Here is a 23,699-nt window from a genome sequence, read left to right as displayed (position 1 = left end):
GGTGGGTGCTGCCTGTCAGGCCGGGGTCAGCCGGCCGCCGTCGAGCGTCAGGAGCCGGTGCGCCGCCGTCCGTGCGTAGCCCAGGTCATGGGTGACCAGCACGACGGCGGCGCCCGCCGCTGCTGCCGATCCGACGGCGGCGTCCAGCAGGGCCAGCCCGTCCCCGTCCAGTGCCACGGTAGGTTCGTCCAGCGCCAGGACGGCGGGCCTGCGCGCCAGGACGGTGGCCAGCGCCAGGAGGCGCTGGGCGGATGCCGGCAGCTCGGCGGGGTGCTCGTCGGCGGCCTCCGCCAGCCCGACGGCCTGAAGCGCCGCGGCGGCGCGGCCGGCAACCATGTCCCGGCCCACCAATCGCTCCAGCCCGAAGCTGACCTCCCGCAGTACGGTCCGTTCAAACAGCTGGTCGCGCGGCTGCTGGAACAACAGGCCCACGGATGCAGCGGTCCGTCCGACGGGGTCGCTTGAGATGTCGCTGCCGCTGACCAGGACAGTTCCCGCGGTGGGTCGCAGCAGCCCGTTGAAGTGCCGCAGGAGCGTCGATTTTCCGGCGCCGTTGGGCCCGGTGACCGCCACGATCTCCCCCGGGTGGACCTGCAGGCTGATGTCCTGCAGCACTGGGGTGCCTGTGTTCAGGCCGCCCGCCGGTGCCGCCCTGCCCCATCTTCTGCGGCTTTCTTTTCCGCGAACCTGCGGGTCCGGGTACGCGAAGGAGACGCCGCGGAGCTGCAGGGCAGCCGGCCCCGCCTGCCGGGCTGCAGGCCGCCCTGGCGGTACCGCGGACTCCGGCACGGCAGGACGCCTGATTGCCCGGGGCAGCACTGGCGGGACACCGCCATCGTTGGCATGCCCCGCTCCCATACCGGCGGGATGCCCCGCTGCCGTGACCATGCCCCCAGCGAGTACCACCCATGTGTCTGCGTCCAGGAGCAGGGGGTCGACCACCTGGCTGAGGATTACGACGGCGGTACCCCGCTTCAGCAGGTCCAGGACCAGGGTGGCAAGATCCTCCGCCCCTGCCGCGTCCAGGGAGGCGAAGGGCTCGTCCATGACCAGCACAGGAGGTCCGGCGATGATGGCGCAGCCGATGGCCAGCCGGCGGAGCTGGCCACCGGAAAGCGTCCCGGGGTCCTGGTTCAGCAGGCCCTGAAGTCCCAGCAGCCCGGCCGTGCGCTGCACCGCCGCCTGCATGTCACCACGCCCCGTACCGGCATTCTCCAGTCCAAACGCGAGTTCCTCCGCCACCGTGGCGCGGACGGTGGACAGCACGGCGCCGGGGTCCTGGGGGACAAAGCCCACGTGGCGGCCCCACTGGGCGGGATCGATCCGCGGGTCCCCCGCGCCGCCGGCAAACTCAAGGCGCGTGCCGGACAACTCAAGGAACCCTGCCAGCGATCCGTGGCCGCCCGGAGGCAGCCACCCGGCCAGCAGGCGGCCCAGGGTGGACTTCCCGCTTCCGGAGGCGCCCAGGATGGCCGTGAAGGAGCCCGGTGCAAGAGATATGGCGACATCCTGCAGGGCCGGGACCTGCCCGTCGTGGAAGGTGAAGTGCCGGATCCCGGCGGCCAGCACCGGCTTGCCTGACGTGGCCGCATTACTGGCATCGCTGGCATTGCCCGCATTACCGGCGTTGCGTTGGCCGCGGGACACCATGGGCTCAGCCACCTGCGCCCGCCTGCACTACCCGGAGAACCACTGCCGCCAGGGCAGCGAGCACCAGCACGATGCGTACTGTCCGCTGCCGGCCGGAATCAGCCACCTCGCGGTAGCTGGTCCGCGGCCCGGTGTTGCTGAGTCCCCGGGCTTCCAGGGCGGCAGCACGGGTGCCGGCATCATCGATCAGGGAGAGGACCAGCGGAACGGCCTGCAGCCGGAACGCGCCCAACCTGGACACCAGGCTGCGGGAGACCACCAGGCCGCGTGATTCCTGGGCCTGCCGGATACGCTGCGCCCGGGCGGCGATGGCCGGCAGCAGGGTCAGGGTGGACGCCAGTACGAAGGCGAACCGGCCCTGTACGCCGCGGGCGGACAAGGCCGCCACGAGGTCGGGCACGCGGACGCTGAAGGAGAACAGCAGGAGGGCCAGGACCACGGCCGCCAGCTGCAGGAACCGCTGCCCGGCGAAGGCCAGGCCCTCCTGGGTGATACGGGCAGGTCCCCACTCTGCCAGGACGGTCCTGCCCTCCGGGAAGAACAGTCCGTGCAGCCACAGCAGCGACAGGCCAAGCGGGACCAGGACTGCCGCAGCCGCCGGGAGCACCCGCCGGGCCGTGCCGCCCGCCACGGACAGGCCAAGGCAGGCGGCAACCACGGCGAGGGACAACGGCCAGGTGCCGGCCGCCGTCGTAATGGCCGCCGTGGCCGCGGCAGCCGTCAGCGACGTCAGCGGGTTAAGGCGTTCCCGCCTGGCCGGCGCTGCCGTCCTGCCTGCCGATGATGCCGTCACAGCGTTGCGGTCAGCCCTTCCGTGCAGAATCCGGGGAGGTGCCCTGCGCGGGACCGTGCCCGGGCCCCTGTGCGGGAGCGTCAGCCGCGGCCTCCACGGGGGTGTTGCCGGCCAGGACCCGGTGGCGCCGCACGAAAGGGAACTGCAGGCGTACCCTGCGGGGCAGCGCATAGACCAGGATGGCCACGACTGTGAACACGATGGCCTTGTCCATAGGGTCGGAGATCAGTGCCTGCTTGGTGATCGCGGCCAGGAGGGTGTCCCCCATGGCCCGGAAGGCGCTGACGATGGCCCCCGTGGCCACGCCGGAGGTGCCCCCGAAGACGAAGGCGGCCACCGGGGCGGACACCACGCCGGCGATGATTCCGGTGGCGAAACCGGCCACGGGAGCCAGGTAGAAGCGGCGGAAGAGGCCGTAGCGTGCTGCCAGCCCGGCGAGGCAGCCAATGAGCGCGGCGCCGGCTGCGAACGGAAGCACCGTGGGGTTGAAGAAGGACCAGACGATGCTGCTGAGCGCTCCGGTGGCGGCACCGGCGGCCGGGCCGGCCAGGACCGCGATCAACACCGTGCCGATGGCGTCGAGGTAGAAGGGAACCAGGGTGCTGCCAACGAACTGGCCGAGCACGATGTTCAGGACCAGGGCCACCGGAATGAGCACCAGGGTGGACGCGGGCAGCGTGGGCAGGACGGCGACGATCAGCAGGACTGCGCCTGCCAGGAAGCCGGTGAGGGCGATCAGGGCCGATGCGCTGCCCGGACCTCCGGTGATGTCTGCCGGCTGGTTGAGCACCAGGTAGACATAGGTGGCCGCGATGGCCAGGGCGCCGAGGATCTCCAGCAGCCGGCGGCGGGCCGCCGGGCGTTCCTGGGACGGAAGCGTCAAAGAGGGCGATGACATGGGGAATGTTCCTTTGGGTGCAGGCAGTGGCCCGGCAGTGCCGGGCCGGAGTGTGGCTGCCTATGTCACCTCGGCAGCAGCCGGCGGCAACTGCGCCGGGCCGGTCCGTGGCCCATTCTACCGGCCATCGTCCGGCAGCGTCCCGTGCCGGGTGGCCCGGTCATGACGGGTCCGCCCCTGCCCTGTCAGCCAACCCGGCGGGCCAGGCTTCCGATGGCGGACACGAGTTCGCGGAACGCCTGCTCCGGGTTGTTGGTGGCGACAATCCTGGCGTTTGGGGGTGTGCCCCAGAGCCCGCGGAAGTCGGCCACAGTGGTTCCCGCCAGGAGCGGCGAATCCGTTTCGACGTCCACGGTGGCGGTCCGCGCCGTGTACTCGAGCGTGCCTGCCGCGACTCCTGCGGCAAAGAAGTCGTGGACGTGGGCCAGGTATCCCTGGTCGTAGAGCCGGTGGAATTCAAAGTAGAACCGCAGGGCATCTGAAAGGTGCCTGATGAGGGTGTTGTCGGAGGTGCTGCGCCGCCCTTCCGGCTGTTCCGGGAGCAGCAGTTCGGGAACGCCGGCACCCGCGGCCCGGGCCAGTGCCGTGACGTGGGCCGGGTGCAGTTCAATGCGTTCGGTGGTGTCAAGGGAGCAGACGATGGGGAGTTTCTCCAGCGGCCATCCCCGGTACGCGGCGTAGACCTCCTTGGCGGCGTGCGGATCCACGTGCGTGTTCCACTCGGCGGTGGGGGTGGTGTTGCCCTGGTGGTAGAAGGCGCCGCCCATGATTACTGCCTTGGCCAGGAGGTTGGGCAGTTCCGGTTCCTTGCGCAGGGCCAGGGCGAAGTTGGTCAGCGGTGCGGTGATGAGCGCGGTGAGCTCGCCTGGCCTGGCCCTGGCATGTTCGATCCAGAGGTCCACGGCGTCCCGGTCGCAGAGCCGCCCGGCGGGTTCGGGCAGCACGGCGTACCCGATCCCTTGCGGTCCGTGGGTCTCAGGGGTGGTGAGCAGCGGGATGGACAGGGGCTGGCGGGCACCAACCGCCACCTGGACCCCGGACCTGCCGCACAGTTCCAGCAGGGCCAGGGTGTTGCGGGCAACCTGGTCCGCGTCCACGTTGCCGGGAGAGGCCGTGACCGCCACGATCTCCGTGTCCGGGAGGGCGGCCAGGTAGGCAAGGGCCAGGGCGTCGTCGATCCCGGTGTCAACATCCAGGAGGTAGGCGGGCACGGCGGCCTAGAAGAGCGCGACCTTGGGCACTGCCGGGAAGATCCCCTCCAGGTCAGCCAGGTCTTCGGGCGTGGGGACCCAGTTCGCCGCTTCCGCGTTCTGCCTGACCTGCTCCGGCCTGGTGGCCCCGGCGATGACGCTGGCCACCGAGGGCTGGGCGGCAAGCCAGGAGAAGGCCACCTCGATTTCGGTCAGCCCGCGTTCCTTCGCGAAGGCGCTGAACCGGCCCAACTGGTCCCAGTCGGCGTCGTCCACCATGTTGGTGCGGGTGTGGCTGAGCCGGGACCCCTCCGGGGCATGGCCCGGTGAGTACTTGCCGGTGAGGAGTCCGTTGGCCAGCGGGAAGTACGGCAGGACACCGAGCCCGAACTCCTCCGCGGCGGGCGTCACCTCAAGCTCGGCACGGCGGTCCAGGAGGTTGTAGTGGTTCTGGGTGGAGATGAAGCGGGCCGTGCCCAGTTCGCGGGCCACGTACTCCGCCTGGGCGATCTGCCAGCCGGAACGGTTGGAGTGGCCGATGTAGCGGACCTTGCCGCTGCGGACCAGGGTGTCCAGCGCCGCGAGGGTCTCATCGATGGGGGTCAGCGGATCCGGGGTGTGGAACTGGTAGAGGTCGATCCAGTCCGTGCCGAGGCGCCGCAGCGAGGCCTCCACCGCCTGGATGATGTAGCGCCGCGACCCGCGGGCGCCGAAGTCCGGCCCGCTGCCGCCCTTCATGTCCATGCCGAACTTGGTGGCCAGGACGACGCCGGAGCGCTTGTTTCCGAGAGCCTTGCCGAGCATGGTTTCGCTCAATCCGGGCTCCCGCCCATAGGTGTCGGCAACGTCGAAGAGGGTGATGCCGGCATCCACCGCTGCGTGGACGACGGCGTCCGTGGCGTCCTGCGTCTCGGTGGCGGTATTGGCGCGGCCAAGGTTGTTGCAGCCAAGGCCCACGGTGGAGACGGTCAGGCCGGATTTTCCAACGCGGCGGTAACTGGTCAAGGACGCCTCCTAGAGGGTGAAGTTGCTGGCGGGCTTGGCTGAGTGCTTGAGCTTGAAGTGGTCAGGGTCGCCGTAGGGGGCGGCGCCGATGCTGAGCTTGGTGAAGTCAAGGTCCTCGCCGCGGGCGCAGACTTTGATGGCGTTGACGGCCTTGTTCACGTCCGGGCAGAGGCAGAAGATGTTGAGCTTGTAGTCAGTGAATTCGGACCGCTCCACCGTGCCCAGGCCGCGCCAGGCGAGGTGGCTGATCAGGGCGTCCGTGGCCTTCTGCTCCAGGTAGCGGTCCCGGTCGGTGCCCTCCCTGGTCTTGAGCGCGAACTGCGCCACCACCCAGAACTGTTCCTCGGTGGGGATCCCGGCGTAGCCGTCCTCCGCGCACTGGGCTGCGAAGGCGTCCAGGAGGCCCTCCGCGGCAGCAGCATCCGGGACGTCGGTTTCCTCGGTTTTGCTCTGGTGCCCCACGGCTCCGAAGTTCATGACGAACTGGGAGTACTCCTCGTCGAACCAGGCCTCCCGGAAGTGGAGGGTGCCCTCGTCGTCGCGCTTGTAGACCCTGACAATGCCGCTCATTTACGTCCTTCTGTAAACCATTCGACGTCGGTGCCGTCGAATGGCGCCTGCTGTGCCTTCACGGCGTGGTAAAGCCCGTCCGCTGCGGCTTGGATGTCCTCAATCAGTTGCTGCGGGTAGCGCATGGAGACGCTGTGTTCGGCGAACTCGTCCTGGTCGTCGATGAAGACGCCGCGGTCAGCCGTCCGGATGACGTCCAGGTCCATGTCGATCACGTGGAACTCGGTCACCGCCGGCCGGATGTGTGTCCATTCGTGGCCCACCGCCAGGTCGATGTAGACCCGTACTCCCGCCGGATGCGCGGAGTCGTAGAACGTGGCCACCCAGTCACCCTCGCGCGGCACCAGCAGGACGGCGTCGGAGCGCGTGTAGAAAGCGGCGCCGGGGCGGGAGCAGAACTCGTTGGTGCCCTGGAAGATCCACCACCCGTGCCGGTCTTCGCCCAGGTACCGGCCCGGCACCACCCAGTGGGCCTTGCCGTTCCACTTCCGGTTCCGGGAGACCACCAGCTGTCCCGGCTTTAGACCGTTGGGAACGCGCGTGGTGGTGGTGTGCAGGACCGGTCCGGACTCCCCGGCGGGGCCGGGATACTTCAGCTCGTCCTCGTCCCTCACAGGATCGGGAGGCTGCCGGTGGTGGGGTGCTGCTGCCCGGGCAGGGGCCGCGCAAACGGAACCTTGGTTCCCAGGACCTGCGCAACGACGTCGTGAGTGATCTGCTGGGCGGTCAGCCCAACGCGCTCCAGCACCTGGTTGCGGGTGCCATGCTCCAGGAACTCGACGGGCAGGCCAACCTCGTTCAGGGCGGTGTCCACGCCTGCCGCCCGCATCTCCTGCCGGATGCGCGATCCCACGCCACCGGCGCGGACGCCGTCTTCGATGCAGATCACCAGCCGGTGGTGCGAGGCCAGCGCGATGATGGAATGACGGACCGGGAGGACCCAGCGCGGATCCACTACGGTGGTGCTGATGCCCTGCGCCCCGAGCCGGTTGGAAACGTCGAGGGCCAGCTCGGACATCGCGCCGACGCTGACGATCAGGACGTCGTTCTCGGTGGAGCCGGAGGGGCGGCGGGCAAGGATGTCCACGCCGTCGCTCAACCGCTCCAGCGCCTCGACCGCCGGACCAACGGAGCCCTTGGAGAAGCGGACCACGCTGGGGGCGTCGCTGATGGCCACCGCTTCGCGCAGTTCCTCCCGGAGCCGGGTGGCGTCGCGGGGCGCTGCCAGGTGGAGGCCGGGGACGATCTGGACCATGGCCATGTCCCACATGCCGTGGTGGCTGGCGCCGTCCGGGCCGGTGACCCCTGCACGGTCCAGGACAATGGTGACGCCTGCCTTGTGCAGGGCCACGTCCATCAGCAGTTGGTCGAAGGCACGGTTCAGGAAAGTGGCATAGACGGCAACCACCGGATGCAGCCCGCCAAAGGCCATGCCGGCGGCCGCGGTGAGCGCATGCTGTTCGGCGATCCCGACGTCGATCACGCGCTCGGGGTGCTTGGCCGCAAATTTGTGCAGGCCCACCGGGATCAGCATGGCGCCGGTGATGCCGACAATGTCCTCGCGCTCGTCGGCGATGGCGGCGATCTCATCGGCGAAGACGGAGGTCCAGGACTGGGCGCCCCCACTGCCGGTTGGTTCGCCGGTCTCGGGGTCGATGATGCCGACGGCGTGGAACTGGTCTGCTTCATGGGCCCGGGCAGGAGCGTAGCCGTGGCCCTTCTCCGTCATGGCGTGGACGATGACGGGGCCGCCGTAGTTCCTGGCGGTGGAGAGCGCGTGTTCCATGGCCTGGAGGTTGTGCCCGTCCACCGGACCGATGTATTTCATGCCCAGGTCCTCGAACATGCCCTGCGGGGCCCACCAGTCCTTGATGCCCTTCTTCATGGCATGCAGGCTCTTGTAGGTGAACTGGCCCACCGGGCCACCGTTCTGGAGCTTCTTCTTCCACCAGTCCAGTGCGCCCTCATACGCCGGCGCGGCGCGGAAGGAGTCGATGGTGGGGCGCAGGGAGGCAAGGTAGTCGGCGAATCCGCCGACGGTGGGTGCGTAGGAGCGGCCGTTGTCGTTGACCACGATGACGACGCGGCGCTTCTTGTCCGCGGCGATGTTGTTGATGGCTTCCCAGGCCATCCCTCCGGTGAGGGCGCCGTCGCCCACGATGGCGACGACGTGCCTGTCGCCTTCTCCCGTGAGCTGGCGGGCGCGGGAGATGCCGTCGGCCCAGGACAGGGAGGAGGATGCGTGGGAGCTTTCGACGATGTCGTGCTCCGATTCGGCCCGCGCGGGGTAGCCGGAGAGTCCGCCTTCCTGGCGAAGGGTGCTGAAGTCCTGGCGTCCGGTCAGCAGCTTATGGACGTAGGACTGGTGGCCCGTGTCGAAGACGATGCTGTCGCGGGGCGATTCGAAAATGCGGTGCACGGCCAGCGTCAGCTCCACGACGCCGAGGTTGGGTCCGAGGTGGCCGCCCGTCTGGGAAACGTTAGTGATCAGGAATTCCCTGATCTCCGAGGCCAGCTGTTCCAGCTGTTCCTCGGTCAACTCGTTCAGGTCCTGCGGATTCCGGATGGTGTCCAAGATTCCCAATGACCCCTCCTTCGGGTGGTAGACGTGCCGTTTAACTCTAACGCCTTGGCTTGGCTGCAAAGCCGAAGCCCCGGCTGGTCGGTGACCGGCCGGGGCTTCGGGAGGATGGTGCCTGCTGGCAGTTACCGCTAGTTGGCGGAGATCTGGCGCAGCACGTACTGCAGGATGCCGCCGTTGCGGTAGTAGTCCGCTTCACCCGGCGTATCGATGCGCAGGACGGCGTCGAACGACTTCGAGGAGCCGTCCTCGGCGGTGGCGGTGATCTTCAGGGTCTTGGGCGTGGTGCCCTCGTTCAGGGCAGTGACGCCCTCCACCGAGAAGGTTTCCGTGCCGGTCAGGCCCAGGCTGGCAGCGTTCTCCCCGGCCGGGAACTGCAGCGGCAGGACGCCCATGCCGATCAGGTTGGAGCGGTGGATGCGCTCGTAGCTTTCGGCGATGACAGCCTTGACACCCAGCAGGGCGGTACCCTTGGCGGCCCAGTCACGGGACGAACCGGAGCCGTACTCCTTGCCGGCCAGGACCACCAGCGGGGTGCCGGCTGCCTGGTAGTTCTGCGCGGCGTCGTAGACGTAGGCCTGCGGGCCGTCAGCCTGGGTGAAGTCGCGGGTGAAGCCACCCTCAACACCGTCCAGGAGCTGGTTCTTGATGCGGATGTTCGCGAACGTACCGCGGATCATCACCTCGTGGTTGCCACGGCGCGAGCCGTAGGAGTTGAAGTCCTTGCGCTCCACGCCGTTGGCCAGCAGGTACTGGCCGGCGGGGGTGTCGGACTTGAACGAACCGGCCGGTGAGATGTGGTCGGTGGTGACGGAGTCGCCGAGCTTCAGCAGCACGCGGGCGCCGGTGATGTCCTTGACCGGTTCCGGCGTCGCCTGCATGCCCTCGAAGTACGGGGGCTTCCGGACGTAGGTGGAGTTCGGATCCCAGGCGAAGGTGTCGCCAGCCGGGGTGTCCAGTGCCTTCCAGCGGTCGTCGCCGTCGAAGACGCCCTCGTAGCCCTTGGCGAACATTTCCTTGTCGATCGAGGAATCGATGACCTGCTGGACCTCTACGGGGTTGGGCCAGATGTCCTTCAGGAAGACGTCGTTGCCGGCCTCGTCCTTGCCGAGCGCGTCGGTCTCGAAGTCGAAGTCCATGGAACCGGCCAGGGCGTAGGCGATGACCAGCGGCGGGGACGCCAGGTAGTTCATCTTGACGTCCGGGTTGATCCGGCCTTCGAAGTTGCGGTTGCCCGACAGGACGGCGCTGACGGCGAGGTCGTTGGCCTGGATGGCCTCGGAGATCTCGGGTTCCAGCGGGCCGGAGTTGCCGATGCAGGTGGCGCAGCCGTAGCCCACGATGTAGAAGCCGAGCTTCTCCAGGTAGGGGGTCAGGCCGGACTTTTCGTAGTAGTCGGTGACAACCTTCGAACCCGGGGCGACTGAGGTCTTGACCCACGGCTTGGCGGTGAGGCCCTTTTCGACGGCGTTGCGCGCCAGGACGGCGGCGGCCAGCATGACCGAGGGGTTGGACGTGTTGGTGCAGGACGTGATGGACGCGATGGTGACCGCGCCGTGGTCCAGCTCGAACTCGCGTCCGTCAGCCATCTTCACGGGAACCGGGCTGGTGATCCGCCCGGCGCCGCCGTGGGCCGCCGAGTACTTCGGCGGTTCGCGGTCGGTGTCGGAGACGTGGGTTCCGCCGGAGGTGAAGGACGGGGCGTCGGAGGCCGGGAAGCTCTCTTCGAGGGACTCGTCCAGGGTGCCCGCGTTGGCGTCATGGGACACGTAGTTCTTGAGGTCGTGGCGGAACTCGTCCTTGGCCTCGGTCAACTCGATGCGGTCCTGCGGGCGCTTGGGGCCTGCAATGGACGGGACAACGGTGGACAGGTCCAGTTCCAGGTACTCGGAGAACTTGATGTCGCGCGACGCGTCGTGCCACAGGCCCTGTTCCTTCGCGTACGCCTCCACGAGGGCGACGTTCTGCTCGGAGCGGCCGGTGAGGCGCAGGTAGTCCAGGGTGACGTCGTCGATCGGGAACATGGCAGCCGTGGAGCCGAATTCCGGGCTCATGTTGCCGATGGTGGCGCGGTTGGCCAGCGGCACCGCTGCGACACCCTCGCCGTAGAACTCCACGAACTTGCCCACCACGCCGTGCTTGCGGAGCATCTCGGTGATGGTCAGCACTACGTCGGTTGCGGTGGCGCCGGCGGGGATGCTGCCGCTGAGCTTGAAACCCACAACGCGCGGGATCAGCATGGAGACGGGCTGGCCGAGCATGGCGGCCTCGGCTTCGATGCCGCCCACGCCCCAGCCCAGCACGCCCAGGCCGTTGACCATGGTGGTGTGGGAGTCGGTGCCTACGCAGGTGTCAGGGTAGGCGCGCAGGACGCCGCCCACTTCGCGGGTCATGACGGTGCGGGCCAGGTACTCGATGTTGACCTGGTGCACAATGCCGGTTCCCGGGGGAACCACCTTGAAGTCGTCGAACGCGGTCTGGCCCCAGCGCAGGAACTGGTAGCGCTCACCGTTGCGCTGGTATTCGATCTCCATGTTGCGCTCCAGCGCGCCGGAGTTGCCGAAGGCATCGATCTGGACCGAGTGGTCGATGACCATCTCGGCCGGCGCCAGCGGGTTGACCCGCTTGGGGTCGCCGCCCAGTTCCTTGACGGCTTCACGCATCGTCGCCAGGTCAACCACGCAGGGAACGCCGGTGAAGTCCTGCATGATCACGCGTGCCGGCGTGAACTGGATTTCTGTATCGGGCTCCGCATTCGGATCCCAGCCTGCCAAAGCGCGAACGTGATCGGCAGTGATGTTCGCGCCGTCCTCGGTCCTCAGCAGGTTTTCAAGCAATACCTTGAGGCTGAACGGAAGGGCTTCTGCACCTTCAACGGAGTTCAACCGGAAAATTTCGTATTCGGTTCCGGCTACATTAAGTTTGCCTTTTGAACCGAAGCTGTCCACAGTGCTCATCGCAGGACTCCTCTCGCAACAGTTTCATCTTTGTCGCGCGGTTGACCGCCTGCTAGTTAGGACGCCCTAAGTAGTTACAGGGCCCGAAAATTGCACACGGCCGGCCGAGAATTCGGGCGCGACGTGGGACTACTACGGTCATCGTAGTCCAAAACCGCGGCCGCATCACGGAGCCGGAGCCAGCAGTGCCACGGTCTCAAGGTGGTGGGTGTGGGGGTACAGGTCGAAGGCCCGGAGGCCGGCGAGGTCCCACCCTGAGCGGCGGAAGTAACCCAGGTCACGGGCGAACGACGCCGGGTCGCAGGACACGTAGGCAATGGCCCGGGGCTGCGAGGCAACGAGTTGGCCGACGACGGCTTTCCCGGCTCCGGCCCTGGGCGGGTCAAGGACCAGGGCGTCGAAATTCCGCGGCTTCTGGCGCAGGACCCGTTCCACGCGGCCCTGGACCACCTCCACCTGCGGCGCGGAGTGCAGGTTTTTCCGGGCGTCGCGGCTGGCGCCGGGCGCCCCTTCGACCGAGAGCACGGACCCGGTCTCCCCCACGGCGTCGGCCAGGACAGCGGTGAAGAGCCCGGCTCCTGCGTAGAGGTCGGCCACCACGGCTCCGGGGTGGAGGAAGTCTCCATGCCGGAGGAATTCTGTGACAGCCCCCACAAGTGTCCCGGGCGCGTCGCGGTGGATCTGCCAGAAGCCCTCTCCGGTAACGCGGAAATCGTGTCCCTCGGCGGACTCCTGCACCCAGGTCCGGCCGCGGAGCTGTGTCACGTCACCGGTCAGCGCATCAAAGGCCGCCACGGAAACGTCCCCCGCCACTTCCGCAGCAATTGCCCTCAGCCGTTTGTCCTTTGTCCCGGGCGCGGGCGCAAGGAGCACCAGGGGCCGGGAAGCGTTGGCCGGAGCGGCCACCTCAACCCGCTCGATGCCCTGGAGGTCCAAGTCCCACAAGCGCAGCGCGTTGATGGCGCCGCTGGCCAGGGGCATCTCCCGCACCGGGATGATCTGGCTGGAACGGTGAGCGTGCATTCCCAGCCTGCCGCCGGGGGTGACCGAAAAGCTGGCCCGTGTGCGCCACCCAAGGCCGGTGCCGCCGTCGTACTTTTCCCCTACCGCCTCCACGCTGCCCGCCCAGGCGGCGGGCAGTTGCTCAAAGCCGGCCAGCCGAGTGAGCTGTTCGGCCAGGACATCCGCCTTGAGGCTGCGCTGCCGGGCCAGTGTCATGTGCCCGAACTCCGCACCCCCCACAGGCGGGTGGCCGTGGCCCCATGCCCGGCGGGAATCCGCAGGATGCCAAAAGTGCTCCACCCGGTCGGGGGAAGCCTCGAGCACCTCGATGACGTCCGCCCGCCAAAACTTGGCGTCGTCCGCTGCATCGGTCAGCCGGACCCGGACTTTCTCTCCCGGGATGGCGTGCCGGACAAAGATGACCCTGCCCTCATGCCGCGCAACACAGTGCCCGCCATGGGCCACGGGCCCGACGTCGAGGACCGCCTCTTCGCCTGCATGCCCGGCAGCGTCCGGTGCCTGCGGCGCGGCTGTTGAAGTTCTTGCGGTCACTGGACGTCCTGGAGGTTCTTTGCTTCTTCGGATGATTTGAGCTGCCACGGAACACTGGCCACCATGACTCCGGGTTCGAAGTGCAGGCGGGTCTTGATGCGCAGGGCGGTCTGGTTATGCACCAGCTGCTCCCACCACTTGCCCACCACGTATTCCGGGATGTAGACCACGATCAGGTCCCGCGGGGAGTCCAGGCGCATTTGCTTGATGTACTCCATGATGGGCGTGACCGTCTCGCGGTAGGGGCTGGCCAGGACGGTCAGCGGGACCGGGATTTCGAGCTTTTCCCAGTCGGCGATGGTGTGGGCCGTTTCCTCCGCGTCGATGTCCACCGTTATGGCGTCCAGCCGGGAGGGCCGGGACGCACGGGCGTAGGCCAGCGCACGCAGGACGGGTTTGCGGACGTGGGACACCAGCAGGACGGCGTGCACCCTGGTGGGCAGGGCCCGGGGTGAGGAGTCCTCATCCACCGCGAGTTCCTTGGCCACGTTGTCGTAATGCGCCCGGATGCTCCACATGATCAGGAAGAGGACGAACATGGCCAGGAGGGCGATCCAGGCGCCCTGTTCGAACTTGGTGATGAGGACGATGACCAGCACCAGCCCGGTCATGCCGAAGCCGATGCTGTTGATGGTGCGGGACTTCATCATCCGGCGCCGGACGGCTTTGTCCTTGGCAAGCTTCAGCTCGCGCCCCCAGTGCCGGATCATGCCGAGCTGGCTGAGGGTGAAGGAGATGAAGACGCCCACGATGTAGAGCTGGATGAGCTTGGTGACGTCCGCGTCGAACGAAATGATGAGCACCAGGGCGCCTGCCGCGAGGGCAAGGACACCGTTGCTGAACGCAAGCCTGTCGCCCCTGGTCCGGAGCTGGCGGGGAAGGTAGCCGTCCTGGGCCAGGATGGAGCCGAGGACCGGGAAGCCGTTGAAGGCCGTGTTGGACGCGAACACCAGGATGACGCCGGTGGCCGCCACCACGATGTAGAACGGGATGCTGCCCGGGCCGAAGATGGTCTGGGCAATCTGGCTGATGGCCGGGTTCTGGACGTATCCCTCCGGCAGCGGGTTCCCGTCGAGCAGGAATTCCGTGGCCGGATCCAGCACGATGTGGACCTTGGTGGCGTTGGCCAGGTAGATGATGCCGGCCAGCATCGCGGCGCCGATCACCCCCAGGAGCAGGAGGGTGGTGGCCGCATTCTTGCTCTTTGGGTGCCTGAAGTTCGGCACGCCGTTGCTGATCGCTTCCACGCCCGTAAGCGCTGCGGCGCCGGAGGAGAAGGCCCGGAGCAGCAGGAACGCGCCGGCCAGGCCCACCAGGCCCTGGTCGAAGCCTTCCGTGGGGACGATGGTGAAGGCCGCCGACGGCGCCTCCCCCAGCTGCCCCGTTGCGGCCTGGAACACGCCCACCGCGGTCATGCCCAGGATCGATGCCATGAAGATGTAGGTGGGGACGGCGAATACGCTGCCCGCTTCCTTGATGCCGCGCAGGTTGACCAGGGCAAGGATGACGACGCCGATGGTGGCGATGACGGCCTGCTCACCGTGCAGTGACGGTACAGCAGTGGTGAGGTACGCCGCTGCCGAGGACATGGACACGGCAACGGTCAGGACATAGTCCACCAGGAGGGCCGAGGCTACCGTCAGCCCGGCGTACTTGCCGAGGTTTACGTTGGCGATCTCGTAGTCGCCGCCGCCCGACGGGTACGCGTGGACGTTTTGCCGGTAGGAAGCGACAACGGTCAGCAGGACCACCATGACCGCCAGTCCCACCAGGGGCGAGATCGCCACGGCGCTCACACCTGCCAGGGCAAGGGTCAGGAGGATCTCGTCCGGCGCGTAGGCTACGGAGGAAAGGGCGTCGGAGGCGAAGATCGGCAGTGCGATCTTCTTGGGAAGCAGGGTATGGGCCAGCCGGTCGTTCCGGAACGGCCTGCCCACCAGCACGCGTTTGACGGCGTTCAGTATTGTCAACACCCCACAAAGCTAGTCTGAATCGCGGACGATGTCATGACGGGCCCCGGCCGGGCCTAACCAGGGCCGTGCCGGTAGAGTTCTAGCTGCACGATCCTGACTTACATATGGAGGAGATACGGTGGCGCATTTCGTGATCATGGGATGTGGCCGGGTGGGGGCAACGCTGGCGCACACGCTGGAGGATGCCGGACATTCCGTGGCCATCATCGACCAGGACGACCGCGCCTTCCGCCGGCTCCGCCAGGGCTTTACCGGACGGAAAGTCACGGGCATTGGCTTTGACCGGGACACCCTCAAGCAGGCCGGGGTGGGCGAGGCCTATGCCTTCGCCGCGGTCTCCAGCGGGGACAACTCCAACATCCTGGCCACCCGGGTGGCCCGTGAGACCTTCCACGTCCCGCACGTCGTCGCAAGGATCTATGACCCGGGACGCGCCGAGATTTACCAGCGCCTTGGCATTCCCACCGTGGCGGCCGTCCGCTGGAGCGCCGACCAGGTGCTGCGCCGCATCCTTCCCGAACAGCACCTCGCGGGCGACTTCCGGGAGCCCTCAGGACGCCTGGTCCTGGCCGAACTGGACCTCGACGCCGGCTGGATCGGGCACCGCATCAGCAGCATTGAGAAGGCTGCCGATGTGCGCGTGGCGTACCTGACCCGCTTCGGCGAGGGCCTGCTGCCCGACGCCGGAACCGCCTACCAGGATGGCGACACCGTGCACGCCATGCTGCAGGTGGACCGCAGCGCCCAGATCGCCCAGATCCTCGCCAAAGCCCCCGCCAAGGAGTATCAGTGAAAGTCGTTATTGTCGGCGCCGGCAGCGTCGGATCGTCCATTGCCCGCGAACTGCTGGCGCACAAGCACGAAATCCTCCTTATCGACCTCAAACCGGAAGTGATCGGGCGCAGCGGCCTGCGGGGCGCTCACTGGCTGGTGGGTGACGCCTGCGAGCTCTCCACGCTGCAGGGCGCGAAGGTGGAAGACGCCGACGTGGTGGTTTCCGCCACGGGCGATGACAAGGTGAACCTGGTGGTGTCCCTGCTGGCCAAGACCGAGTTCGGGGTTGGCCGGACGGTGGGCCGGGTGAACAACCCCAAGAACGACTGGATGTTCAACGATTCATGGGGTGTCGACGTCGCCGTGAACACCCCGCAGCTGATGACGGCCCTGGTGGAAGAGGCAGTGGAGATCGGCGACCTGGTCCGGCTGCTGACGCTTCAGACGGGCGTGGCGTCGCTGGTGGAATTCACCGTCCCGCATGATTCGCACGTGATCGGCATGACCGTGGGCGACATCCACTGGCCGGAGGACGCCACCCTGGTGGCGATCCTGCGGGACCAGGCACCCATTACCCCCAGCCGCGACGACGTGATCGACGGCGGCGATGAACTCTTCTTCGTCACCACCATCGCCGCCGAGGACCGGCTGCGGGAGCTGCTTTCCTCCGCACCCGGCAGCATCGACACCGCCGGCATCAACGGTGGAGAGCAGGCGGGCGGCAGCGCCCAGCCGGCCACCGCCAGCGGATACGGCCCGGTCCCGGAGGACGACGGCTTCGACGGCTAGGTCCGCCGCTGCCCGGGGAGAGGCGGGGCGGCCTGGCCGTCAGGCGGGCTGGTCTGTCAGGCGGGCTGGTCTGTGCCGGCTTCAGGCTCCGCCGGGGCAGGCCGGGTCACCAGCCAGGCCACCCAGACGCCCAGGATGTACAGGGGGGCGCCCATAATGAGCCGTGTGGTGGCGAGGGCGGCCAGGCCGTCGGTGCCCATCAGGTAGAGGGGCACCTGCACAATGAGCCGGAGCGCCAGGACGCCCACGATGATCCAGGTGCCCAGGCGGTACGCCTTGACCCGGTCAGGTTCCTTACGCCATTCCACGCCCTCGTTGCGGATGAAGCCAAAGAGGAGCCCGGCCACGGGCCACTTCACGGCAATAGAGATGACCATCGCCAGGATGTAGGCGGCGTTGGTGAAGAAGCCGGGGAGGTAGAAGTCTTCGGCCTTGCCGGTGGTGTTGGCCAGCCAGGCGGAGATGCCGACGCCGACAATCCCCGCCAGGGCCTGGGTCAGAGGCCGCCGCTGTATCAGGCGGACAACGGTGAACACGGCTGCCGATGCCAGGGCGGCCACCAGTGACAGCGTGAGCTCGCGGGTGATGGTGAACGCCACCAGGAACACCAGGCCGGGAACGATGCTCTCGGCAATTCCCTGCACTCCCCCGGCGCTGCGCAGCACGTCCACCTGCCCGTCGTGGGTGCGGTGGAGTCCCGCTTTGGCGGCGTACCCGGCGGCGAGGCCGGCAACGGGTGATGGACCGGGAGCCTGCGGCCTGCCCTGCTGTTCTCTGCCCGGATGTGCAGGGCCGGATGGCTGTTCGGGCTCTTGCGCGGTCATTCGTTCTCCTGGCGGGACAGTATCTCGTAGCGGGGATTGAATATGGTGGGCATGTCTTCGCCCCGGGCCAGCATCCCCTCAACCCGGATCCGCGCGCCCGCTTCGATGCCCGGCACGCGGCGGCGGCCCACCCAGACGACACGGAGCCGGGGCGGCCTGCCCCGCTTCGGACCAGGGCCCGGACGTTCGGCGTCATCCTCGGACAGAATGGCACTGAATTCCGGGGTCCGGTCGGCAGGGACAAAGGTCACCGATTCAATGTGCCCCTGGCACATGACGCGTCCCTTGTCAGGAAGTTGCTCCAGTGGGGTGATCCGGCCGGACGCATGGACCGGGTTGTTGTAGGGAGACTCAGCCGATCTGGGTAATTTCGGGACCACGTTCGGGCTCCTCCAGGGTGGGCGCGGCGGGCGGAGGAGTGGCGGAGGCGTCCTTCGGCAGCCTCAGCTGCAGGAGGTCCCGCGGGGGCATGGGGCTGTCGCCACGGACCACTACGACCTGCCGGAACAGTGCTTCGAGCGGTTCCGCGGCGGGGCGTTCCAGCGCCGCAGGTCCGCCCAGGACGCCGCGCAGGAACCAGCGGGGACCATCGACGCCGATGAACCGGGCCACGCGGTAGCCCTGGCTCCCGTCCGGGAGCCCGGCAGGCAGCTTGGCCACCAGCTCGGTACCGAAAGCCCCTTCCACCTCTTCAACCTGGCCGCCCTGCGCACCGACCGACTGGCCGATCTGTTCGCGGATCTCATCCCACAAGGTCTCGGTTTTGGGCGCTGCAAAGGCCTGCAGCTGGAGGCTGGAGCCGTCCAGGTCGAGCGTCACCGCCACCACGCGCTGTGTTGCCTCCTCGACTTCGAGGCGGAGCTGAAGGCCCTCGCTGGGCGTGATCAGCAAGGCACCAAGATCCACATAGCCGTCGCGGCTGCTGATCTCGGCCTCATCGAAGGGGCCGTCCTGGCGGCGGGCGGCGGTGGCGGATCCGCTTTCTTCGCCGTCCGCAACCGTGAGCTCGTCGGCCGGCTCTGCCGGCTCTTCACTCTTTGCTTTCCTGCCGAACCCAAAGACCATGGGTGACTCCTTAATTCTGGAAAAGTGCCAGTCCTGAAACCTGCCGGCGAAACTTTGGAGGTTCCGCCGTCGTGCATGCCGGCGTGGCTGCGGGTGCAGCCTAAAGGTCAGGCTCCGGGGACGCTGAACCCGCCGGTGGAACCGAAGCCTCCGGTGCCCCGCACGGATCCGCTCAGTTCGCTGACAGGAATGAATTGGGCGTGCTCCACCCGCTGGATAACCATTTGGGCAATTCTATCGCCGCGCCGGAGCTCAATGGGCTGGGACGAATCGGTGTTCAGCAGTGTTACCGAAATCTCGCCCCGGTAGCCCGCGTCAACGGTCCCGGGGGCGTTCACGATCGTCAGGCCATGCTTGGTGGCCAGGCCGGAGCGGGGGTGGATCAGCGCCACGAACCCATAAGGAAGGGCAATGGCCACGCCGGTGGGGACCAATTTGCGCTCACCGGGCATCAGGACCACGTCCTCGCGGGCGCGGAGGTCTGCGCCGGCGTCGCCCGGATGTGCGTAGGACGGTGCTTCCAGCTCAGGATCCAGCATCTTCAACTGGACCTGCAGGGTGGGAGCGGCGGTGGCGGGCAAGGCTGCGTCCGGGACAAGGTCTACCGTGGCGGGATGATCAGTCACAGTCACTCACTCTAACCCGCGCCCCCAAATCACTCCTAGGGAGACTCCCGGGGAGGCCGGGCCGCAGAGCCTGTCCCAAGGTGAAATAGCCGGCCAAAGGTGGAAAGCTTGGGCTATGCCCGATTCAAGCTCGCCTGCGTCCGTTCCCAGCACACCCTCTGCCGGGACACCTGTTGTCTACAGGGAGAAGCTGTGGCCCAACGCCTGGATCTGGATCATCGCGGCCGGCGTCTCCGCAGCGGGCATCCTGGTTTTCGCCCCCATCAGCATGGCGGCAGGCTACACCGCGGCATTGGTGCTTTTCGCCATCATCGCGGTCCTCCTGGTTGTTTCCACCCCCGTCATTTCGGTCACGGCTGACACCCTCACCGTTGGAAGGGCCACCATCGAACGCCGTTTCGTCGGCGCTGTGCAGCAGTTCAAGGCCGGGGAGGCGACCGCGGAACGGGGCACCCGGCTCAACGGGCTCGCCTACCTGTGCATCCGCGGCTGGATCGATCCCGTCGTAAAAATCGAGATCACGGACCCCGCCGACCGGACCCCCTACTGGCTCGCCTCGACCCGCCATCCGGACCAGCTGACGGCAGCCCTGACGCGGCACTGACGCCGCCGGGGCCGCCGGTCCTTGCGCCCGCACGCACCTTTCGGGCCTGCTTCCAGCGGAAAATGACGGCGCGCCCTGCTCCTTGAGCCAATTCCCCGCCGCCGGGTGGCAGAGTTTCGATTGATAGTAATGCCAGGGTGGAGGATTTGTATGCAGGATCTACGGCTTGTAGGCGTGCACGACGACGGAACGCATCTCCTGTTAAGCGGGCCCGGCGGCGAGATGTTCCAGCTGCCGATCGATGAGGCCCTCAGGACGGCCAGCCGGTCCACGGCCAGGCCGCGGACGGAGAGGCCGGCCGTTCCCATGTCCCCCCGGGACATCCAGGCACGGATCCGTGCCGGTGCCACGGCTGCGGACGTCGCCGAGCTGTCCGGGATGCCGCTGGCCAAGGTGGAGCGTTACGAGGGCCCTGTCTTGGCGGAGCGCGAATATGTTGCCCAGCAGGCGCGGAAAGTTGAAGTCGCGGCGCCTTCCCCCGGCCACGACGTCTACCGGTCCGCCTTCGGCGACAACCCGGCAACGCTGAACGACATGGTGGCCCACCGCCTGTCCGCCCACGGCATCGACCCCTCAACCGTGGAGTGGGACTCGTGGCGGCGCCAGGACGGTACCTGGACTGTCTCAGCAAGTTTCGAAGCCAAGCCCGGGGGTACCTCGGGAATTGGCGAAGAACCTCCTGCACTGTGGACCTTCAGCCCGGCACGGAAGTCCCTGCAGAACACCAACCGCTGGGCGCAGCAGCTGAGCGAACTTGAACCGCTGGACGGGCCCGTTCCTGCCCGCCGCCTCACCGCGGTTTCCGACCGCCCCTTTGATTTCGAGACGGACGCGGATGCGTCCAGGACGTCGCCGGCCGGCCAGGGAGTGCCCGTGCAGGATTCCGGCAAGGAATCCGACGGCCTCCTTGACATGCTCCGCTCCCGCCGCGGCCAGCGCCTGGGCGTGGATGAGGATTCCGACGACGCACTGGCGCTGCTGCTGACCCATGGCGTGCCCGCTGCCCACCCGCGCCCTTCCGAAGTGGCGGCTGAACCTGAGGCCGGGGAGACGGAACCACAGGATGACCAGCGGGATGCGCCGGCAGCCCAGGGCGACTCCTTCATCAGGCGCAGGGACACCAGGCCTTCCATGCTGTCGAGGCTCAGCATCCTTCCGCCGCACCGTGACAGCCACGATGATGCGCTGCGGCTTCACGACGGCGTCAGCACCGACACGAGGGAAATCACCATTGCGGCGTCCCCGCAGAAGCCCTCCGGTCCGACTCCCGGGGCTGGTTCCGGAACTTCCGGCGGCGCCGGGCTGGACGAGCTGCTGGGCAGCAATCCCCGCCGCCCGGCGGCGAAGCAGGAAGACGCTTCCCCCTCCACCGGACAGCTGCCGGAGACTGAGGCGCCGGAACGGCCCGCACGGCCCAAGCGGTCCAGCGTGCCGTCCTGGGACGAAATCGTTTTTGGCACGCGGAGCGACTAGAAGCTCCCTCCCCGCACCGATGATGGCATTGGCCGCGTTACGCACGGGCGCGTGCTAGGCTCCCCACCACACGGCCGCTTCACATAGCGCAATCACCAGGAGGTCTGCGGTGCCGGACACAACCTGCCACATGTCCATCTCCCTGGACGGTTTCGTCGCCGGGCCGGACCAAAGCCGCGACAACCCCTTGGGTAGACGCGGCATGGAACTGCATGCGTGGCACCTGGGCGACCCCCGGGCCAACGACGCCGACAAGGTGGCCAGCGAATGGCTTATGCGCCCGCGCGGCGCTTATGTGATGGGGCGGAACATGTTCGGCCCTATCCGCGGAGACTGGGACGGGGAATGGAGCGGTTGGTGGGGACCCGAACCGCCCTACCACGCGCCAGTGTTCGTCCTCACGCATCATGCCCGCGACTCCCTCCAGATGGAGGGCGGGACGACCTTCCATTTCATCACCGACGGCTTCGATGCCGCCTACGCTGCCGCCCGTGACACCGCCGGGGACAAAGGCGTGGACATCGCCGGCGGGGCGTCTACCGTCCGGCAGGCGCTGATCGCGGGAGTAATCGACGAACTCACCCTCGACATCGCGCCGGTGCTGCTCGGGTCAGGGGAACGGATTTTCGACGGCGTTGAATCCTTCGGCTTTGAACCCGCCGAAGTGCTCCACTCGCCGCTGGCAACGCACATCCGCTATCGCCGCGTACACTGACGGCCGCCACGTTCACGTACGGCGACATGCTCCAAAGGCTCAAGCGCTGAGGTATTCCTGAAGTGCCTCTTCGAGGAGGCTTCGTTCGCCGGGCAGGAATCCTGGCGGCCACTTTGGTGGTTCCCAGTCCTGGTGTTCGCTTGTGTAGTGGCGGCCGGTGGGTGAGGTCCAGCCGGGTGGTTTGTTTTTGCTGGCCGGGGTGGGTTTCCAGGCGGTGGTGTGCCGGAGCCGGTGGTGTTTCGGGCAGGGCTGTCCCAGGTTGCTGATGCCGGTGGTGCCGCCGTGGTGCCAGGCGAGGAGATGGTCGGCCTCCGTGTCCAGGGAGGTGTTGCTGCAGCCCGGGAACGGGCATTTCCCGTCCCGCATCCGCAGCCAGGCCCGCATCGCCCTGGGAACCCGGTAACTCTTCCGGCCGATCTCCAACGGCGCCCCGTCCCGCGGGTCCACCAACACCCGGTAAAACGAGGCCGCCCCGTCCGCGACCAGTCGCCGCGCCATCGACGCCGGCACCGGACCATACCCGTCCAGCATCGCCGGCTCATCGGTCAGGCCCATCAGCGCGAACACCGGAACCGTAACCAGCACCTCGGCGCGGACCGGCGACGGCCGGTGGCCAGTTCCCGATGCGGCGCTGGTACCGCTGCCGCTGGTGCCGGCGCCCGGCCCGGCAGCAGCCACGACGCCGGCAGTGGCACTGGCACTGGCACTGATGAGACTGGTGCTGCCGCCCCGGGTGTTGCCGCCTCCGAGGATCGCTGCGGCGAAATTGTCGGCCCGCAGCTGGGGCATGGTCCTGTCCTCGGCCGGCCCCTGCAAACCCCGTGCGGCAGCGGTGAGCCGGTTCCACCCAGACATGGCCTGGTCCGCGGGCAGGTACGCGCCCAGCCACGCCATCCCGTCCCGGTCCGCCCGGAACTCCACCCGCCGCTCCGCCACACCCCTGGCATGCCGCTTCTCGATCGATTCGGCGTGGTGGCGTTCCCGCCAGGTCCGGGCCTTGACCCGGAACCGGTGCGCCGGCAGCTCCCCAACCGGGCAGCCGCGGGCCGGGTCATGTGCGTCCAGGTCAGGGGCGTCCGGGTCCGGTGTATCGGGTGGCAGGAAATGCGCCTCCAACGCCGCCGCCCCCGCCGCATCAAGGCTCGCCGTCTCATCTGCCATCACTATCGCGTGCTGCCACGACAGGGTCCCGGACTGCAGCGCCTCCAAAGTCCGCGGCAAGCTGCTGGTCAGGGCGTGGGAGGTGGCCAGGAACGACGCCGCCGCCCGCGGACCCAGGGCCAGCACGCACCCGATCTCCGCCGCGACCGCCATCTCCTGCGCCACCACCGGCGCCCCCGGCCCCGCCACAGCATGCGCAGCCTCCGCGTACGCCACCGCAGCCTTCGCCTTCACCCCCGCAACCCGCGCCTCCACCTCCCGGGCCCCGGCAAGAATATCCAGGCAGCCATCGGCCAGACCGGCCAGCGGATCAGCATCCGCGAACGCCTCCAGACCCGCCCCGTCCACCTCAGCCTGAAGCACAGCAAGGGCAACACGGATCTCCTCGAACGCCCTCACCGCCGCCGCCTTCCCCATAAACCCATCATGGCAAGGGGGTCCGACAAACAGAGCTGGCCACCTCAGTTTCAAGGGCAGCCCCGCTTCAGGGGTTTCTT

The 23,699-nt window shown here is 67.9% G+C and carries 21 protein-coding genes; 5 read left to right on the top strand and 16 right to left on the bottom strand.

What is annotated here, in order from left to right:
- Positions 1-15: 15 nt before the first annotated feature.
- The 11 genes from LDO86_RS08320 to LDO86_RS08270 all read right to left on the bottom strand — a co-directional run bounded on the left by LDO86_RS08320 (position 16) and on the right by LDO86_RS08270 (position 15,171).
- Positions 16-1,662, bottom strand: coding sequence for an ABC transporter ATP-binding protein (locus LDO86_RS08320; RefSeq protein ID WP_018770747.1), 1,647 nt, complete (start codon positions 1,660-1,662; stop codon positions 16-18).
- Positions 1,655-2,443 carry an energy-coupling factor transporter transmembrane component T gene (locus LDO86_RS08315; protein WP_018770746.1) on the bottom strand — a complete coding sequence of 263 codons (789 nt, stop codon included), beginning with the start codon at positions 2,441-2,443 and terminating at the stop codon, positions 1,655-1,657. Before LDO86_RS08315 ends, LDO86_RS08320 begins: the two co-directional genes overlap by 8 nt.
- A 10-nt stretch (positions 2,444-2,453) precedes the next feature.
- The gene (locus LDO86_RS08310) at positions 2,454-3,341 is read right to left on the bottom strand and encodes a hypothetical protein (RefSeq protein ID WP_043425216.1); all 888 of its coding nucleotides are present in this window, start codon (positions 3,339-3,341) and stop codon (positions 2,454-2,456) included.
- A gap of 185 nt (positions 3,342-3,526) precedes the next feature.
- Entirely contained in the window at positions 3,527-4,552 is a 1,026-nt protein-coding gene (locus LDO86_RS08305; RefSeq protein ID WP_018770744.1) for a nucleoside hydrolase, read from the bottom strand.
- A gap of 6 nt (positions 4,553-4,558) precedes the next feature.
- Positions 4,559-5,536, bottom strand: a complete 978-nt coding sequence (locus LDO86_RS08300; protein WP_018770743.1) for an aldo/keto reductase — start codon at positions 5,534-5,536, stop codon at positions 4,559-4,561.
- 9 nt (positions 5,537-5,545) lie between these two features.
- Positions 5,546-6,106, bottom strand: a complete 561-nt coding sequence (locus LDO86_RS08295; protein ID WP_018770742.1) for a hypothetical protein — start codon at positions 6,104-6,106, stop codon at positions 5,546-5,548.
- Positions 6,103-6,720 carry a DUF402 domain-containing protein gene (locus LDO86_RS08290; RefSeq protein WP_018770741.1) on the bottom strand — a complete coding sequence of 206 codons (618 nt, stop codon included), beginning with the start codon at positions 6,718-6,720 and terminating at the stop codon, positions 6,103-6,105. The genes LDO86_RS08295 and LDO86_RS08290 overlap by 4 nt, the downstream gene beginning before the upstream one ends.
- On the bottom strand, positions 6,717-8,690 hold the full coding sequence (gene dxs, locus LDO86_RS08285; RefSeq protein WP_018770740.1) for a 1-deoxy-D-xylulose-5-phosphate synthase: 1,974 nt from the start codon (positions 8,688-8,690) through the stop codon (positions 6,717-6,719). Before dxs ends, LDO86_RS08290 begins: the two co-directional genes overlap by 4 nt.
- A 128-nt stretch (positions 8,691-8,818) precedes the next feature.
- Entirely contained in the window at positions 8,819-11,644 is a 2,826-nt protein-coding gene (locus tag LDO86_RS08280; protein ID WP_018770739.1) for an aconitate hydratase, read from the bottom strand.
- A gap of 165 nt (positions 11,645-11,809) precedes the next feature.
- On the bottom strand, positions 11,810-13,198 hold the full coding sequence (locus tag LDO86_RS08275) for a TRAM domain-containing protein (protein ID WP_018770738.1): 1,389 nt from the start codon (positions 13,196-13,198) through the stop codon (positions 11,810-11,812).
- Positions 13,195-15,171, bottom strand: coding sequence for an APC family permease (locus LDO86_RS08270; RefSeq protein ID WP_043425214.1), 1,977 nt, complete (start codon positions 15,169-15,171; stop codon positions 13,195-13,197). Before LDO86_RS08270 ends, LDO86_RS08275 begins: the two co-directional genes overlap by 4 nt.
- Positions 15,172-15,289: 118 nt before the next feature.
- On the opposite strand from LDO86_RS08270, the gene LDO86_RS08265 reads away from it, so the two are divergent.
- Both LDO86_RS08265 and LDO86_RS08260 read left to right on the top strand, forming a co-directional pair.
- Positions 15,290-15,964, top strand: a complete 675-nt coding sequence (locus LDO86_RS08265) for a TrkA family potassium uptake protein (protein WP_018770736.1) — start codon at positions 15,290-15,292, stop codon at positions 15,962-15,964.
- A complete protein-coding gene (locus LDO86_RS08260; RefSeq protein ID WP_018770735.1) occupies positions 15,961-16,734 on the top strand; it encodes an NAD-binding protein in 774 nt (257 codons plus the stop codon). Before LDO86_RS08265 ends, LDO86_RS08260 begins: the two co-directional genes overlap by 4 nt.
- A 56-nt stretch (positions 16,735-16,790) precedes the next feature.
- Here the strand turns inward: LDO86_RS08260 and LDO86_RS08255 are convergent, their stop codons facing one another.
- The 4 genes from LDO86_RS08255 to dut form a co-directional block, all read right to left on the bottom strand.
- Positions 16,791-17,558 carry a DUF3159 domain-containing protein gene (locus tag LDO86_RS08255; protein WP_018770734.1) on the bottom strand — a complete coding sequence of 256 codons (768 nt, stop codon included), beginning with the start codon at positions 17,556-17,558 and terminating at the stop codon, positions 16,791-16,793.
- Positions 17,555-17,809: a hypothetical protein gene (locus tag LDO86_RS08250; RefSeq protein WP_326498069.1), complete on the bottom strand. Its 255-nt coding sequence runs from the start codon at positions 17,807-17,809 to the stop codon at positions 17,555-17,557. The genes LDO86_RS08255 and LDO86_RS08250 overlap by 4 nt, the downstream gene beginning before the upstream one ends.
- Before the next feature lie 100 nt (positions 17,810-17,909).
- The gene (locus tag LDO86_RS08245) at positions 17,910-18,623 is read right to left on the bottom strand and encodes a DUF3710 domain-containing protein (RefSeq protein WP_018770732.1); all 714 of its coding nucleotides are present in this window, start codon (positions 18,621-18,623) and stop codon (positions 17,910-17,912) included.
- A gap of 107 nt (positions 18,624-18,730) precedes the next feature.
- The gene (gene dut / locus LDO86_RS08240; protein WP_018770731.1) at positions 18,731-19,249 is read right to left on the bottom strand and encodes a dUTP diphosphatase; all 519 of its coding nucleotides are present in this window, start codon (positions 19,247-19,249) and stop codon (positions 18,731-18,733) included.
- A 115-nt stretch (positions 19,250-19,364) separates the two neighbouring features.
- Here dut and LDO86_RS08235 point away from each other — a divergent pair, with 115 nt between their 5' ends.
- The 3 genes from LDO86_RS08235 to LDO86_RS08225 all read left to right on the top strand — a co-directional run bounded on the left by LDO86_RS08235 (position 19,365) and on the right by LDO86_RS08225 (position 22,041).
- Positions 19,365-19,853 (top strand): DUF3093 domain-containing protein, encoded by a 489-nt coding sequence (locus LDO86_RS08235; RefSeq protein ID WP_018770730.1) that lies wholly within the window; start codon positions 19,365-19,367, stop codon positions 19,851-19,853.
- Between the two features lie 150 nt (positions 19,854-20,003).
- Positions 20,004-21,326, top strand: a complete 1,323-nt coding sequence (gene sepH / locus LDO86_RS08230) for a septation protein SepH (RefSeq protein ID WP_026265996.1) — start codon at positions 20,004-20,006, stop codon at positions 21,324-21,326.
- 109 nt (positions 21,327-21,435) lie between these two features.
- Positions 21,436-22,041: a dihydrofolate reductase family protein gene (locus LDO86_RS08225; protein WP_026265995.1), complete on the top strand. Its 606-nt coding sequence runs from the start codon at positions 21,436-21,438 to the stop codon at positions 22,039-22,041.
- A gap of 39 nt (positions 22,042-22,080) precedes the next feature.
- Here the strand turns inward: LDO86_RS08225 and LDO86_RS08220 are convergent, their stop codons facing one another.
- Complete coding sequence (locus tag LDO86_RS08220; protein ID WP_224084420.1) at positions 22,081-23,619, bottom strand: HNH endonuclease signature motif containing protein; 1,539 nt, start codon at positions 23,617-23,619, stop codon at positions 22,081-22,083.
- Between the last annotated feature and the right edge of the window lie 80 nt (positions 23,620-23,699).

This window comes from Arthrobacter sp. StoSoilB19 (genome assembly GCF_019977275.1).
Classification (GTDB): domain Bacteria; phylum Actinomycetota; class Actinomycetes; order Actinomycetales; family Micrococcaceae; genus Arthrobacter.
This window is presented reverse-complemented; position numbering and strand designations above follow the sequence as displayed.

Bases quoted from the DNA above. Each gene is read 5' to 3' on its own strand.
- LDO86_RS08310 (WP_043425216.1), bottom strand. From the start codon at position 3,341: ATGTCATCGCCCTCTTTGACGCTTCCGTCCCAGGAACGCCCGGCGGCC.
- LDO86_RS08295 (WP_018770742.1), bottom strand. From the start codon at position 6,106: ATGAGCGGCATTGTCAGGGTCTACAAGCGCGACGACGAGGGCACCCTC.
- LDO86_RS08280 (WP_018770739.1), bottom strand. From the start codon at position 11,644: ATGAGCACTGTGGACAGCTTCGGTTCAAAAGGCAAACTTAATGTAGCC.
- LDO86_RS08255 (WP_018770734.1), bottom strand. From the start codon at position 17,558: ATGACCGCGCAAGAGCCCGAACAGCCATCCGGCCCTGCACATCCGGGC.
- LDO86_RS08245 (WP_018770732.1), bottom strand. From the start codon at position 18,623: ATGGTCTTTGGGTTCGGCAGGAAAGCAAAGAGTGAAGAGCCGGCAGAG.
- LDO86_RS08235 (WP_018770730.1), top strand. From the start codon at position 19,365: ATGCCCGATTCAAGCTCGCCTGCGTCCGTTCCCAGCACACCCTCTGCC.
- sepH (WP_026265996.1), top strand. From the start codon at position 20,004: ATGCAGGATCTACGGCTTGTAGGCGTGCACGACGACGGAACGCATCTC.
- LDO86_RS08220 (WP_224084420.1), bottom strand. From the start codon at position 23,619: ATGGGGAAGGCGGCGGCGGTGAGGGCGTTCGAGGAGATCCGTGTTGCC.